The sequence below is a fragment of the Pseudomonas sp. 203-8 genome, from assembly GCF_020708595.1.
In the GTDB taxonomy this organism is placed as follows: domain Bacteria; phylum Pseudomonadota; class Gammaproteobacteria; order Pseudomonadales; family Pseudomonadaceae; genus Pseudomonas; species Pseudomonas aeruginosa.
This window is the reverse complement of the sequence record NZ_JAJFDF010000010.1, coordinates 212297-226036: the sequence shown is the minus strand read 5'-3', so window position 1 is coordinate 226036 and position 13740 is coordinate 212297. Positions and strand designations below refer to the sequence as shown.

The following is a 13740-nucleotide window of genomic DNA, read 5'->3' as shown; positions in this document are numbered from 1 at the left end:
TTACCGCGTTCCCGGCCGAAATAAAAGGCGGGTGGACGATTATTGCCTCACACAAGGAACATAGGCATGACCAGAACTTCGAACCCATGCGCAGTGGTATTGGCCTTTGCGGCAATTGCCGCTTCGGGAACCGCGATGGCGGCAAACACTATCACATTCAGCGGCGAAGTGACCGACCAGACCTGCCAGGTCGCGGTCAACGGCTTCACCGACCCCACGGTGATCCTCGACAGCGTACCGGTGAGCGCCCTCGATGGCGCAGTGGGCCGCAGCGCCGGCGAAACCGCCTTCACCCTGCAACTCACCGATTGCGTCGCGCCGACGGCCGACGAGCATTTCACCACCCTGTTCCAGGCCACCAACCCCAGCGCCGCCGGGAACCTGGTGAACACCGCCGCCAGCGGCGCGACGGGCGTGGCGCTGCAATTGCTCGATAGCGTCGGCGGCAACCCGGTCGACCTGGCCGGCGGCGCGGCGGTGCCCGCCGGCGATATCGTGCTCGCCAACGGAGCCACCAGCACCAGCTACGACTACGCGGTGCAGTACGTCTCCGAAGCGGCGACCGTGACGCCCGGTCCGGTACTCGGCGCCGTGACCTACACGTTGCGTTACGAGTGAATGCCGGCGGCGCATGCGCCGCCCCTTCCTTTTCCCAGCACTAAAGCCGGGCCCGGTCGCTGGACCGTGCCCGGCCAGGTAAGCCGCATGCCCAGACATTCGTACCGATCCGGCAGGACATCGGCGCTTCTGCTCGTCCTGCTGGCGAGCATCGCCCAGGCGCGGGCAAGCGTGGTGGTGACCGGGACCCGGGTGATCTATCCCGGCGAGGCACGGGAGAAGACCGTGCAACTGAGCAATCGCGATGCGTTTCCCAACGTCGTCCAGGCCTGGGTCGACATCGACGCCCCGGACGCGCCGCCGGACCAGGCGGACGCGCCGTTCCTGGTCAACCCGGCGGTATTCCGCATGGCCCCGGACAGCGGCCAGACGCTGCGCATCGTCTACACCGGGCAGGGCCTGCCGGGCGATCGCGAATCGCTGTTCCATCTCAACGTCCTGCAGATCCCGCCACGCAACAGCAGCCATGCGGATCGGAACCAGATGCTGCTGATGCTGCGCAATCGCCTGAAGCTGTTCTACCGCCCGGCGGGCATCCAGGGCCGTCCCGAGGACCTGCCCGGGCAACTGCGTTTCGCACTGGTCCGGCGCAGCGCCGGCTGGGCGGTGCGGGTGGACAACCCGAGCGGCTACTACGCCTCGTTCGCCAGCGCCACGCTCAGCGTCGGCCAGCGCCGCTGGCGCTTGCGCAGCGGCATGCTGGAGCCGCGCAGCCATGCCGAATGGCAGGCCGAAACCCGAGAAGCCCTGCCGCCGGGACGCGTGCGCCTGCACGCGCTGCTGATCAACGACTACGGCGCCCATATGGATATCCGTCATGACCTATCGCCATGAACGCCGCTGCCGCACCGGCACGGCCCTGATGGCGGGCGGCATGGCGCTGGCGGCGAGCGCCTTCGGTCATGCCCAGCCCGGCTACGAATTCGATGATCGCCTGTTGCTCGGCTCTTCCCTGGGCGGCGGCGACCTGTCGCGCTTCAACCAGGACGGTCGGATCGATCCGGGTCGCTATCACGTCGATGTCTACCTCAACGAGCGCTTCGCCAGCCGCAGCGAAGTGAGTTTCCGCGCCAACCCCGCCAGCGGCGCGGTGGAGCCCTGCCTCGACGAAGACTTCCTGCGCCAGCGCCTCGGCGCCAAGCCTGGTGACGATCCGCGCAAGAGCGGCGACGGGCGCCACTGCGCCTTTCTCGGTGCACGCCTGCCCGGCTCGCGGTTCAGCCTGGACGTCGCCCGCCTGCGCCTGGATCTCTCGGTGCCGCAAGCCTTGCTCGACCTCAAGCCGCGCGGCTACGTCAGCCCCGAGGAGTGGGACGCCGGCGACAGCATGGGCTTCGTCAACTACGACACCAACCTCTATCGCTCCGAATACCGCGGCGGCGAATCGGGACGATCGGACTACGCCTATGTCGGCCTGAACAGCGGCATCAACCTCGGCCTGTGGCGTTTGCGCCACCAGTCCAACTACACCTATTCCCGCTACAACGGGCAGGCCAGGCGCAAGTGGAACAGCATCCGCACCTATGCCCAGCGCGCCTTGCCGGCCTGGCGCAGCGAACTGACGGCGGGGGAGAGCTACACCGCCGGCAACCTGCTCGGCAGCATCGGCTACCGCGGCCTGAGCCTGGCCACCGACGACCGCATGCTGCCCGAGTCCCTGCGCCGCTATGCGCCGCAGGTGCGCGGCACCGCGGCCACCGCGGCGCGGGTGGTGATCAGCCAGAACGGCAGGAAGATCCGCGAGGTGAATGTCGCCCCCGGTCCGTTCGTCATCGACGATCTCTACGACAGCGCCTATGCCGGCGATCTGGATGTCCAGGTGTTCGAAGCCGATGGCAGCGTATCGAGCTTCAGCGTGCCGTTCGCCTCGGTCCCGGAGTCCATGCGTCCCGGCCTGTCGCGCTACAGCTTCACCCTGGGCCAGGCGCGCCAGTACGGCGACGGCGACGACCTGTTCGCCGACTTCACCTACCAGCGCGGCATGAGCAACGCCCTGACCGCCAACCTGGGACTGCGTGTCGCCGACGACTACCTGGCCATGCTGGGCGGCGGCGTCCTCGCCACCCGCTTCGGCGCCTTCGGCCTGAACAGCACCTATTCCAGCGCACGCGTCGAGGATGGCGCGCGCAAGCAGGGCTGGCGCATCGGGCTCGACTACAGCCGGACCTTCCAGCCCACCGGCACTACCCTGACCCTGGCCGGCTACCGCTATTCCACCGAAGGCTACCGCGAACTCGGCGACGTGCTCGGCTCGCGCGACGCACTGCGCCACGGGGACACCTGGGATTCCGGCAGCTACAAGCAGCGCAACCAGTTCAACCTGCTGGTGAGCCAGGCCCTCGGCGGTTACGGCAACCTCTATCTTTCCGGCTCCTCCAGCGATTTCTACGACGGCAAGAGCCGCGACACCCAATTGCAGTTCGGCTACTCCAATACCTGGGGGCAGTTGAGCTACAACCTCGCCTGGTCGCGGCAGACCACCACCTACTACCAGGAGCAGGGCGACCAGGACCCTGGCGTCGAGCTGCTCCGGCGCGACCGGCGCAGCGGCCAGCGCAACGACACCCTGACCCTCAGCGTCTCCATGCCGCTGGGTTCTTCCAGTCGGGCGCCGACGCTCAGCGCCATGGCTACCCGGCGCTCCGGCGACAGCCGTGGCGGCAGCCTGCAAACCGGGCTGAACGGTACGCTGGGCGACGAGCGTACCTGGAGCTACGCGCTGTCCGCCAACCGCGACAGCGAGGTCGCCGACACCACCTGGAACGGCACGTTGCAGAAGCAGGCGGCGCTGGCCACCGTGAATGCCGGCTATGCCCAAGGCGATCGCTACCGGCAATACAGTGGCGGCATCCGTGGCGCGCTGGTCGCCCACCGCGACGGGCTAACCCTTGGCCCCAGCGTCGGCGATACCTTCGCCCTGGTCGAGGCCAAGGGTGCCAGCGGTGCCGCGATACGCGGCGGGCAGGGCGCGCGCATCGACGGCAACGGCTATGCGCTGGCCCCCTCGCTGTCGCCCTATCGCTACAACCCGATCTCACTCGATCCCGTTGGCATCGATCCCGACGCCGAACTGCTGGAAACCGAGCGCAAGGTCGCGCCCTACGCCGGTGCCAGCGTGCGCGTGACGTTCAGGACGCTGACCGGCCATCCGCTGCTGATCCAGGCGCGGCGCGAGGACGGCAGTGTGCTGCCGCTCGGCGCCGTGGTGGTCGACGACGGCGGGGCGGCCATCGGCATGGTCGGGCAGGGCGGCCAGGTCTATGCGCGCGCGGAAAACCAGCGGGGCAGGTTGCTGGTGCAATGGGGAACGGCGCGCAAGGAGCGTTGCGAGTTGCCCTACGACCTGGCCGGTGTGTCTCGCGACCAGGCGCTGATCCGCCTGCGCGGCACCTGCCGGGCAGCCACCACCGACTCCAACCTGGAGAACGCCAGATGAACCGTACGCTTCCCCTGCTGCCCGCGCTGGCCCTCGGCGTGTTGCTGGGGCTTCCCGCCAGTGGTCAGGCGACTTGCTACCGGGTCACCTCGGTAGGCAGCGAGACGACCACCTCGAACACCCAGATCCGCCCAGGCGAAGGTACCGCCGGCAGTTGGACCGGCGCCTGCGACACCTGCAATGGCTCGCTCGGCCTGCCCAGCGTGGTCAACGTCAGCGACGAGAGTTTCCAGCCCTATCCGACGCTCATCGCCAGCGCGGTGGCGCCGCTGACCCAGTACGGCGCCACCGGCGGCTACGACCCCGAACGGGTGTTCTTCCGCTGTAGCGCCGGGGACGCCGTCTACGAGATGTTTTCTACCAACGGCGACGATCTCTATAGCGGCTACTACACCGGCGCCGACACGGTGGGCAACGACATCGGCCTGCAGGATGCCTACCGGACCGCCTGGCCCAACGTGCTGCTGCGCCTGACCAACGTCGAGACGGGGGAAACCATCACGCCGATCTGGAAGGAGCGCCAGCTCTCCGGGCTGGACATCGACTCGCGCGGCTTCCAGCTGGTCAAGGCGAAGAACCTCGCAGCGGTACGCGCCGAGCTGTACAGCGCGCCGCTGGAGGCGATCCGCTACTACTCGCCGACGATCCTCTCGCAGCCCTATTCCTACACCCAGCCGGCGGCCTACATCGCCATCAAGGGGCCGGGCCTGACCGCGCCGACCGTCGGCCAGGCGCACGTGGGCGGCAACTGGGGCGGCTGGTACAGCAACTGGCCAGGTGCCATCGGGCTGTACCGCTACGTGACCCTGAAACGCTATCCCACTTGCGCGGTGATGACGGTCACCCCGCACGTGCAGTTCCCGTCCATCACCCTGGCCGAGATCGATAGCGGCGGCGTGCGCGAGGCGCCCTTCGAACTCACCTTCAAGTGCCAGAGCGGCATGACCAACGGCACCGGGGCCGGCGCCACGGCGCTGGGCATCCGCGTGTCCAGCGGGGCCCTGGCGGCCAGCCCGGCGCTGGGCCTGGTCAACGCCAGTGGCGGACTGTCCTACCTGCTCTCCGACCGTTACGGGGAGCCGGGCATTGCCCGTGGGGTCGGCATCCGCATCTACCGCGACGGCACGCCGATGACGCTCCTGGCCAACGAGAACTCCGCCGGCGGCAGCAACGCCGAGGCCACCGGCTGGTACCCCGCCATCGGTGGCGCGACCCAGGCCAACGGCGGTAGCGGCGGCATCGACCTGTACCGCGAAACCTTCCGCGCGCGCCTGGAGAAACTCGCGCTCGGCAGCCAGCCCGGCGTCACGGCGGGGCGAGTCGAGGCCACGGCGCAGGTGGTTATCCGTGTCCAGTAGGCGCGCGCTCGCGCTGCTGGCCATGCTTTGCCTCGCGCCGACGAGCGAGGCCGGAGTGACCGCGGAGCGCACCCGCCTGGTGTTCGTGGAGGGCCAGCGCGAGGCCTCGTTGCTGCTGGTCAACCAGAATCCCTACCCGGTGCTGGTGCAGGCGTGGGTCGATGATGGCGCCCTCGACGGCGAACCGGATACCGCGCTGGCTCCGTTCCTGCCGCTGCCGCCCGTATTCCGCCTGGAGCCGGGACGCCAGCGCAGCCTGCGCCTGCTGGCTACCGGCCAGGCCCAGGCACGGGATCGCGAATCGCTGTACTGGCTGAACATCTACGAGATCCCCCCGCAAGCCACCGCCGAGGCCGCTGGCCGGCCCCGGCTCACGGTCACCCTGCGAACCCAGATGAAGGTGCTGTACCGCCCGCACGGCCTGCATCCGCACGCCGAGGACGCGGCCGCCGAACTGGGCTTCGCGCTGCGCGACGAGACCCTGCGGGTGGACAACCCGACGCCGTACTTCGTGTCCCTGGCGGGGCTGGCGCTGGAGATAGGGGAGACGCGCCTGGATCTGCCCGGAACGCTGCTGGCTCCGCGCTCGCAACGACGCCTCGGCCTGCCGCGGCGGGTGGACGGCGGGACGCGCGGCGAGGTGGCGTTCGACTGGATCGACGACAACGGCGTCAGCCGCCAGGAAAGGAAAGCTCTACAGTGAACGGTTCCCCACAGGCTCGCCAGCACGAGCACCCACCGGCCGTTGCCGCCTCCCTGGCCGGCGACCTGCGCCTCGCCCGGCGTTTCCAGGCCGCCCTGGCGCGCGGTCGGGTGCGCCTGGACTGGCAGGCCGTACGGCATGCCGGGCATCCGGAATGGGAGCCGCTCTACCGGGAAACCCTGCTCAGGGTCACGGCCGCCAGCGGCGAGCCGCCGTTGCCGACCCAGGAACTGATCCTGGCGCTGGAGCGGCTCGGCCTGGTACGCCTGCTCGATCGCTGCGTGCTGGGCACGGTCCTCGACCGGCTGAACGCCGAGCCTACCTTGCGCCTGGCCTGCAACCTGTCGCGCCAGAGCGCGGCGATGGATGCCTGGTGGGAAGCGGTCTGCCGATGGCTGGCCGCCCGTCCGCAGGTGGCACGGAGGCTGACGCTGGAGCTGACCGAGACCGCCGTGGGCGAGAGAGTCGCGACCCGGGAGTTCATCCGACGCCTGCGCGAACATGGCGTGCGCATCGCGATAGACGACTTCGGCGCGGCGCACAACAACCTGGACTTCGTTCTCGATGCCCGTCCCGATGTGATCAAGATCGATTGCCGGTATACCCGCGAAGCACGTCGCTCGGCGAAGGGCGCCGAAGTGCTGCGCCATCTGCTGGCCCTGTGCCGCGAACTGGCGCCCTGCGTGGTCCTGGAAGGTCTCGAGGAGGACGATGCGTTCGCCCGGCTGCCGACCGGGGACGTCTATCTCCAGGGCAACGCGATCGCGCCGCCGATGCGGGTCGAACCGCCGCTGTCCGTACGCCGGCCGAAGAGCCGGGCGCGGATCGAGGCGCTGGCGAGCCGCCAGGGGTGACCGGGGAGGGCGCCCGGCCTGGCACGGTCGGCGAAAAATCTGAACGGTCGGCCGGCGGCGCCGTCACAGCAGCGACGATGCCGAGGTGCGTTGTGCCGAAGTCCCGGCATTTTTTCCCTGTCACGCCAACGGAGTCGACCATGAACAGAGCAATCAGCCTTCCCCTCAAGGGAGCCGCCTGGCTCCTGCTGGTCCTGGCCCTGCCTTTCGCCAACGCCCAGGACATGAACAAGACCGCGCCACAGACCTTCGTCAGCGAGGCCTCGGCGGCCGGCGTAGCGGAAATCGAAGCCGGCAAGATGGCGCTGGAAAAGAGCACCGCCGCCGATGTGAAGGTATTCGCCAAGCAGATGATCGACGACCACGGCAAGGTCAACGCCGAACTGCGCAGCCTGGCCGAGCGCAAGAAACTGGAGGTCGAAGACGACGCCAGCCTGACCGACAAGGCCAAGGCGACCCTGCTCGACCTGCGCGACGCCTCCTTCGACCCGGCCTACGCCAATAACCAGGTGGCGGCTCACGAAAAAGCCGTGGAACTGTTCACCCAGGCCGCGGACAACCTGACCGACCCGGAACTGCAGGCATTCGCCAAGACCCATCTGCCGGCCCTGAAGCATCACCTGGAGATGGCCCGCGCGCTGGCCAAGGCGCACCCATCCAAGTAACGCCCCCGCGGGCGGAGCCTGGCCAGGCATGAGTTTCAGCCTGTGGTTGCTGGTACTGGGCTGCATCCTGCTGACGCTCGGCCTGGCCTCGGCCTACCTGCGCCTGCTGCCGGTCAGCACGTCGTTCATCTACCTGCTGTTCGGCCTGGCCATCGGCCCGGCCGGGCTGCACGCCTGGCGCAGCGGCCTGGCGGACATCAGCGGCTGGTTCGAACACCTCAGCGAGGCGGCGTTGCTGATCTCGCTGTTCATCGGCGGCCTCAAGCTGCGCCTGCCGTTGCGCTCGCCGGCCTGGACCGCTGCCTGGCTGCTGGCCGGACCAGTCCTGCTCGGCTGTATCCTCGGCCTTACCCTGGGCGCGCATTTCCTGTTCGGCCTGGACTGGGGGCTGGCCTTGCTGGTCGCGGCGATCCTCGCACCCACCGATCCGGTGCTGGCCAGCGACATCCAGGTCAACCACGCCGGCGACGACGACCGCCTGCGCTACGCCGTATCCGGCGAGGCGGGACTCAACGACGGCATCGCCTTTCCCTTCGTCATCGCCGCCCTGCTGCTGATCGGTCAGGGCGGCGGCCTGCCCGGGGAGTTCGACCGCAGCGGCCTGGACTGGCTGCTGCGCGACGTGCTCTGGGCGATTCCGCTCGGCCTGCTGGTGGGCTATTGCCTGGGCCATGGTCTCGGCCGCCTGGCCATCCACCTGCGGGCGCGGCACACCGACACCTCGGTGTCGGCCAACGACTTCCTCGCCCTGGCGCTGATCGCGCTGTCCTATGTCGGCGCCGACGCACTGGGCGGCTGGGGCTTCCTCGCCAGCTTCGCCGCCGGGATCGGCCTGCGCCACGCCGAGGTGGCGACGCTGGGGCGCGCCTCGGCACCGGCCGAGGCGCAGGCGGCCGCCGCCGACGTGCGCGAGGCAGGGCAGGCCAGCGGCGCCATCGAGTACGGCGCCGACCGCAGCGAACACCCGAAGGTGGCGGCCGGCGCGGTGATGCTCGACGTGCTCTCCTTCGGCAACCTGCTGGAGCGCTCGCTGGAAGTGCTGCTGGTGACCCTGCTCGGCGCCATGCTCTACCAGCACTGGGACTGGCGCGCGCTGCCGCTGGCGCTGCTGCTGTTCTGCGTGTGCCGGCCGGCGATGGTCTGGCTGCTGGTCGGCCGGCGGCTGATGCACCCGGCGCAGCGGCGCCTGCTCGGCTGGTTCGGCATCCGCGGCATCGGCAGCCTGTACTACCTCAGCTACGCGCTGAACCAGGGGCTGCCTACGGCGCTCGCGCATACCGCCAGCGACCTGGTGCTGAGCCTCGTCGCCCTGAGCATCTGCGTGCACGGCCTGAGCATCCAGCCGCTGCTGATGCGCCACGCGCGCAGCGTCAGTCGCCGCGATCGGGAATGATCGAGATCTTGCCGTTCTTCTCGAGGATGGCGAAGCGGATCTGCTCCATGCGTTCCAGGCCCTGGGTCTCGCGGGCGGCCAGGAGAATGTCTTCCTCGCGCAGGCGGGCCTCGGCCAGGCGTGCGTGCAATGGCCTGCCGTACTCGACGATGAGCGTCGGGGAGCCCTCGATCAGGGTGTCGAGCTTCGGATGGCGCAGCTTGAGCAGGGACAGACCGACGTCGATGACGATCAGGGTGATGATCACCAGTACCGCGTTGACCAGCGAGAAGTCGTCGCCCAGCAGCGCCTGCTGGGTGGCTTCGCCGATGATCATCAGCAGCAGCAGGTCGAAGGTGGTGATGTCGGTCAGTGAACGCCGCCCGGCGATGCGGAAGAGTACCAGCAGGACCAGGTAGAGCGCGGCGGCTCGCAGTATGGAATCCATCGTGCGCCTCCTCGGAACGGATGACTCAGGGGTAGATGAACTGGTCGAAGGCCAGGCTCTCGCCGGCGAACTCCAGTCGACTGGCGACTTCGCCGAGCTGGTTCGGCAACAACGTCAGGAACAGGCTCAGGCGACCGTCTTCGTCGAGCCTTCCCTCCAGTTCCAGGCCACCCCGCCAGCTGTGACTGCGCAGCGGTTGCGGTTGCAGGCTCTGGATGCTGTGCGCCTGTAGCAGTCCGCCGCCCAGGCGCACGCCAACTTCGGTGCCCGGCGCGCCGCGCAGATCGATGCGCAGGCGGCTGGCGGCGCCGCTGCGTTCGAAACGCTCGTAGGCCAGGGTCAGCCTGCCGCTGTCGCTGACCAGCGTCCGCGAACTCAGAGGCCCGCCGGCGAACACCCCGGTCAGCGCCAGGAGGATCACCCCGAGCAGGACCCACAGGCCCGCCCGTTCGAAACGCCAGGCGCGGCGCTGGCTTTCCAGGCGCTCCGGGATCGGATACTCGCGCTGGTCGAACGCATCGTCTGCGGTGTCTTCTGGGGCAGGGCGCATGGCTGGCTCCTTCGCTCGCGGTCTCTCAGGCTGGACCCCGGTCGACGTGGTTGGTGCCGGCGGGCTTACCAGCGGTCCGCGCGGGTCGGGCAATCTGCATGATGAACAGGCGCCTTCCGGGCACTCTGCTGATCGCACTTTGCGATCAGTCCGCGCCCAATCGCCGTGGTCACGCTGCTCCGGCGCAAGCGGGGCGGACGGCGCGAACCTTGCAGCGAAGCCTTCCTGACAATCCGACAGGGAGAACCATGGTGAACGGAGAAAACAAGATCGTCCTGGTCCTCGAAGAACACGCCGACCAGCTCTGGCGGATCGAGGAATTCCTCCTCGATCGAGGCTACGCGGTGCTCAGCGCGGCGAGTCGCGACGAAGCCCTCGACCACCTGGCCTCGGACGCGGTGATCGACCTGTTCCTGCTCAGCGAGCAGCTCGAAGGTCCTCTGAGCGGCAGCATGCTCATCGAAACCAGCCTGCCGGTGCGCCCGCGGATGCGGGTGATCCTGCTCAGCGACAGCGCTCGCGTCGGCATCGACCCGGCGGCACCCTATCCGGTGCGGCTCAAACCGGTGACCCTGGAGGAACTGGGGAAAGCCATCGACATGGTCCTGCACAGCGCGCCGGTCTGCCCCGGCGTCTGACCACCGAGGAGCCCACCATGCCCAGCAGCAAGCCGCTCGCCGAGTACGCCCGCAAGCGCGATTTCCGCCAGACCCCGGAGCCCAGCGGCCGCAAGCCTCGCAAGGACAGCACCGGGCTGCTCCGCTATTGCGTCCAGAAGCACGACGCCAGCCGCCTGCACTACGACTTCCGCCTGGAGCTGGATGGCACCCTGAAGAGCTGGGCGGTGCCCAAGGGGCCGTGCCTCGACCCGGCGGTGAAGCGGCTCGCGGTGCAGGTTGAGGACCATCCGCTGGACTATGCCGATTTCGAAGGCAGCATCCCCCAGGGGCACTACGGCGCCGGCGATGTCATCGTCTGGGACCGAGGCGCCTGGACGCCTCTGGACGATCCGCGCGAGGGCCTGGAAAAGGGCCATCTCAGCTTCGCCCTGGATGGCGAGAAACTCTCCGGGCGTTGGCACCTGATCCGCACCAACCTGCGCGGCAAGCAGCCCCAGTGGTTCCTGGTCAAGGCCAAGGACGGCGAGGCGCGCAGCCTGGATCGCTTCGACGTGCTGAAGGAGCGTCCCGACAGCGTGCTCAGCGAGCGTACGCTGCTGCCCCGCCATGGCGAAGCCGCCACGCCCGCGGCCAGGCCGGCGCGACGCGGCAAGAGCGGGGGGAAGACGCCGATGCCCGAATGGATCGCCCCCGAGCTGGCCAGCCTGGTCGAGCAGCCTCCGCGAGGGGAGTGGGCCTACGAACTCAAGCTGGACGGCTATCGGCTGATGAGCCGCATCGAAGACGGCCACGTGCGCCTGCTGACCCGCAACGGCCATGACTGGACCGAACGCCTGCCGCACCTGGAGAAGGCCTTGGCCGGGCTCGGTCTGCAGCGCAGTTGGCTGGACGGCGAACTGGTCGTCCTCGACGAGGAGGGTCGACCGGACTTCCAGGCCCTGCAGAACGCCTTCGAGGAAGGTCGCGGCGAGAACATCCTGTACGTCCTCTTCGACCTGCCGTACCACGAAGGCGAGGATCTGCGCGATGTCGCCCTGGAGGAGCGCCGCGCGCGCCTGGAGGCGCTGCTGGAAGGGCGAGACGAAGACCCGCTGCGGTTCTCCGCGACGCTCGCGGAAGACCCCCGCGACCTGCTGGCCAGCGCCTGCAAGCTCGGTCTCGAAGGCGTGATCGGCAAGCGTCTGGGCAGCGCCTACCGTTCGCGCCGCAGCAACGACTGGATCAAGCTGAAGTGCCAGTTGCGCCAGGAGTTCGTGATCGTCGGCTATACCGAGCCGAAGGGCTCTCGCCGGCATATCGGCGCCTTGCTGCTCGGCCTCTACAGCCCTGACGAGGAGCGCCGGCTGCGCTATGCCGGCAAGGTCGGCAGCGGCTTCACCGCGGCCAGCCTGAAGAAGGTCCGTGAGCGCCTGGAACCCCTCGCGGTCCGCTCCAGCCCATTGGCGAAGGTGCCGCTGGCGCGCGAGACCGGGTCGGTGCAGTGGGTGCGCCCGCAACAGCTGTGCGAGGTTTCCTATGCGCAGATGACCCGTGGCGGGATCATCCGCCAGGCAGTGTTCCACGGCTTGCGCGAAGACAAGCCGGCGCGCGAGGTGACCGGCGAGCGTCCCGCCGGCCCGCCGCCGCTGCGCGGCGCGCGCAAGGCCGGCGCCGGTGCGTCGCGGGCGGCCACCGCCGGCGTGCGCATCAGCCATCCGCAGCGGCTGATCGACCCGTCGATCCAGGCCAGCAAGCTGGAACTCGCCGAGTTCCATGCGCGCTACGCCGACCTGCTCCTGCGCGACCTGCGCGAGCGCCCGGTGTCGCTGGTGCGCGGCCCCGACGGAATCGGCGGCGAACTGTTCTTCCAGAAGCACGCGGCGCGCCTGAAGATCCCCGGCATCGTCCAGCTCGACCCGGCGCTCGATCCCGGTCATCCGCCGCTGTTGCAGATCCGCAGCGCCGAGGCGCTGGTCGGCGCGGTGCAGATGGGCAGCATCGAATTCCATACCTGGAACGCCAGCCTGGCCAACCTGGAGCGGCCCGACCGTTTCGTCCTCGACCTCGACCCGGACCCGGCGCTGCCGTGGAAGCGCATGCTCGAAGCGACCCAGCTGAGCCTGACGTTGCTCGACGAGCTGGGCCTGCGCGCCTTCCTCAAGACCAGCGGCGGCAAGGGCATGCACCTGCTGGTGCCGCTGGAGCGCCGGCATGGCTGGGACGAGGTCAAGGATTTCGCCCAGGCCATCTCCCAGCACTTGGCGCGCCTGATGCCGGAGCGTTTCTCGGCGGTTTCCGGGCCGCGCAACCGGGTCGGCAAGATCTTCGTCGACTACCTGCGCAACAGCCGCGGCGCCAGCACCGTGGCCGCCTACTCGGTGCGCGCCCGCGAAGGGTTGCCGGTGTCGGTACCGGTGTTCCGCGAGGAACTCGACTCGCTGCAGGGCGCCAACCAATGGAACCTGCGCAGTCTGCCGCAGCGCCTCGACGAACTCGCCGGCGACGATCCCTGGGCCGACTACGCCGGCACCCGCCAGCGCATCAGCGCGGCCATGCGGCGCCAGCTCGGGCGCGGCTGACCGTCCGCGAAAAAGGCGGAACTCCCCCGGCGCACAGGGCCTCCACCGTGCAACGAGATGCCGAGGAGGCCCCCGATGGATACCGCCTACCTGATCCTCGCGCTGCTGGTCCTGTTGCTCCTGGTGGATGCCTGGGCCATCAACAGCGTGCTCCGCAGCGACAGCTCCGCCAGTCGCAAGCTCGGCTGGTCGCTGCTGATCCTGCTCCTGCCCGTGCTCGGCCTGGTCCTCTGGGGCTGGACCGGCCCCCGTGGCTTGCGCCCGGTGACCTCGCCGGAACACAGCAAGTGAACCCCACTGGAGATTGCCCATGAACAGCGAAACCTGTGCCTGTCCCAAATGCACCTGCCAGCCCGGCGCCGATGCCGTCGAACGCGACGGCCAGCACTATTGCTGCGCGGCCTGCGCCGGCGGCCACCCCCAGGGCGAGCCGTGTCGCGACGCCGATTGCCCCTGTGGCGGCACCACCCGGCCCCAGGTGGCGGAGGATCGCCAGCTGGACGACGCGTTGAAGGAGACCTTTCCCGCCAGCGACCCGATCTCGCCCTGAGGAGCGTG

14 protein-coding genes are annotated in these 13740 nt (G+C 69.1%); 12 read left to right on the top strand and 2 right to left on the bottom strand.

Annotated elements, in window-relative coordinates; all coding sequences use genetic code 11:
• The first annotated feature begins 66 nt into the window (after nt 1-66).
• From LJF27_RS23800 to LJF27_RS23765, 8 genes are all read left to right on the top strand, one after another.
• Nucleotides 67-618 carry a fimbrial protein gene (locus LJF27_RS23800; protein WP_003120281.1) on the top strand — a complete coding sequence of 184 codons (552 nt, stop codon included), beginning with the start codon at nt 67-69 and terminating at the stop codon, nt 616-618.
• Between the two features lie 87 nt (nt 619-705).
• Entirely contained in the window at nt 706-1452 is a 747-nt protein-coding gene (locus tag LJF27_RS23795) for a fimbrial biogenesis chaperone (RefSeq protein WP_003088863.1), read from the top strand.
• Nucleotides 1436-4054 (top strand): fimbria/pilus outer membrane usher protein, encoded by a 2619-nt coding sequence (locus LJF27_RS23790; protein WP_003102159.1) that lies wholly within the window; start codon nt 1436-1438, stop codon nt 4052-4054. Before LJF27_RS23795 ends, LJF27_RS23790 begins: the two co-directional genes overlap by 17 nt.
• On the top strand, nt 4051-5412 hold the full coding sequence (locus LJF27_RS23785; protein ID WP_003113634.1) for a fimbrial protein: 1362 nt from the start codon (nt 4051-4053) through the stop codon (nt 5410-5412). Before LJF27_RS23790 ends, LJF27_RS23785 begins: the two co-directional genes overlap by 4 nt.
• Nucleotides 5402-6115 carry a fimbrial biogenesis chaperone gene (locus LJF27_RS23780; RefSeq protein WP_003113635.1) on the top strand — a complete coding sequence of 238 codons (714 nt, stop codon included), beginning with the start codon at nt 5402-5404 and terminating at the stop codon, nt 6113-6115. The genes LJF27_RS23785 and LJF27_RS23780 overlap by 11 nt, the downstream gene beginning before the upstream one ends.
• On the top strand, nt 6112-6969 hold the full coding sequence (locus tag LJF27_RS23775; protein ID WP_003113636.1) for an EAL domain-containing protein: 858 nt from the start codon (nt 6112-6114) through the stop codon (nt 6967-6969). The genes LJF27_RS23780 and LJF27_RS23775 overlap by 4 nt, the downstream gene beginning before the upstream one ends.
• Nucleotides 6970-7109: 140 nt before the next feature.
• A complete protein-coding gene (locus tag LJF27_RS23770; protein WP_003088871.1) occupies nt 7110-7634 on the top strand; it encodes a DUF4142 domain-containing protein in 525 nt (174 codons plus the stop codon).
• Between the two features lie 28 nt (nt 7635-7662).
• Nucleotides 7663-9027 carry a cation:proton antiporter gene (locus LJF27_RS23765; protein ID WP_003113638.1) on the top strand — a complete coding sequence of 455 codons (1365 nt, stop codon included), beginning with the start codon at nt 7663-7665 and terminating at the stop codon, nt 9025-9027.
• On the opposite strand, the gene LJF27_RS23760 is transcribed toward LJF27_RS23765, so the two are convergent.
• Together LJF27_RS23760 and LJF27_RS23755 are read right to left on the bottom strand one after the other, a co-directional pair.
• Complete coding sequence (locus LJF27_RS23760) at nt 9005-9454, bottom strand: DUF421 domain-containing protein (protein ID WP_003102168.1); 450 nt, start codon at nt 9452-9454, stop codon at nt 9005-9007. The two genes, LJF27_RS23765 and LJF27_RS23760, sit on opposite strands and share 23 nt — an antisense overlap.
• A 25-nt stretch (nt 9455-9479) precedes the next feature.
• Nucleotides 9480-10004 (bottom strand): hypothetical protein, encoded by a 525-nt coding sequence (locus LJF27_RS23755; RefSeq protein WP_017149004.1) that lies wholly within the window; start codon nt 10002-10004, stop codon nt 9480-9482.
• 248 nt (nt 10005-10252) lie between these two features.
• On the opposite strand from LJF27_RS23755, the gene LJF27_RS23750 reads away from it, so the two are divergent.
• The 4 genes from LJF27_RS23750 (at nt 10253) to LJF27_RS23735 (ending at nt 13732) form a co-directional block, all read left to right on the top strand.
• The gene (locus tag LJF27_RS23750; RefSeq protein ID WP_023116572.1) at nt 10253-10642 is read left to right on the top strand and encodes a response regulator; all 390 of its coding nucleotides are present in this window, start codon (nt 10253-10255) and stop codon (nt 10640-10642) included.
• A 17-nt stretch (nt 10643-10659) separates the two neighbouring features.
• Nucleotides 10660-13182, top strand: coding sequence for a DNA ligase D (gene ligD / locus LJF27_RS23745; RefSeq protein ID WP_023116571.1), 2523 nt, complete (start codon nt 10660-10662; stop codon nt 13180-13182).
• A gap of 75 nt (nt 13183-13257) precedes the next feature.
• Nucleotides 13258-13473: a PLDc N-terminal domain-containing protein gene (locus tag LJF27_RS23740; RefSeq protein ID WP_003088893.1), complete on the top strand. Its 216-nt coding sequence runs from the start codon at nt 13258-13260 to the stop codon at nt 13471-13473.
• 19 nt (nt 13474-13492) lie between these two features.
• Nucleotides 13493-13732: a metallothionein gene (locus tag LJF27_RS23735; protein ID WP_003120196.1), complete on the top strand. Its 240-nt coding sequence runs from the start codon at nt 13493-13495 to the stop codon at nt 13730-13732.
• The last annotated feature ends 8 nt before the right edge of the window (nt 13733-13740 follow it).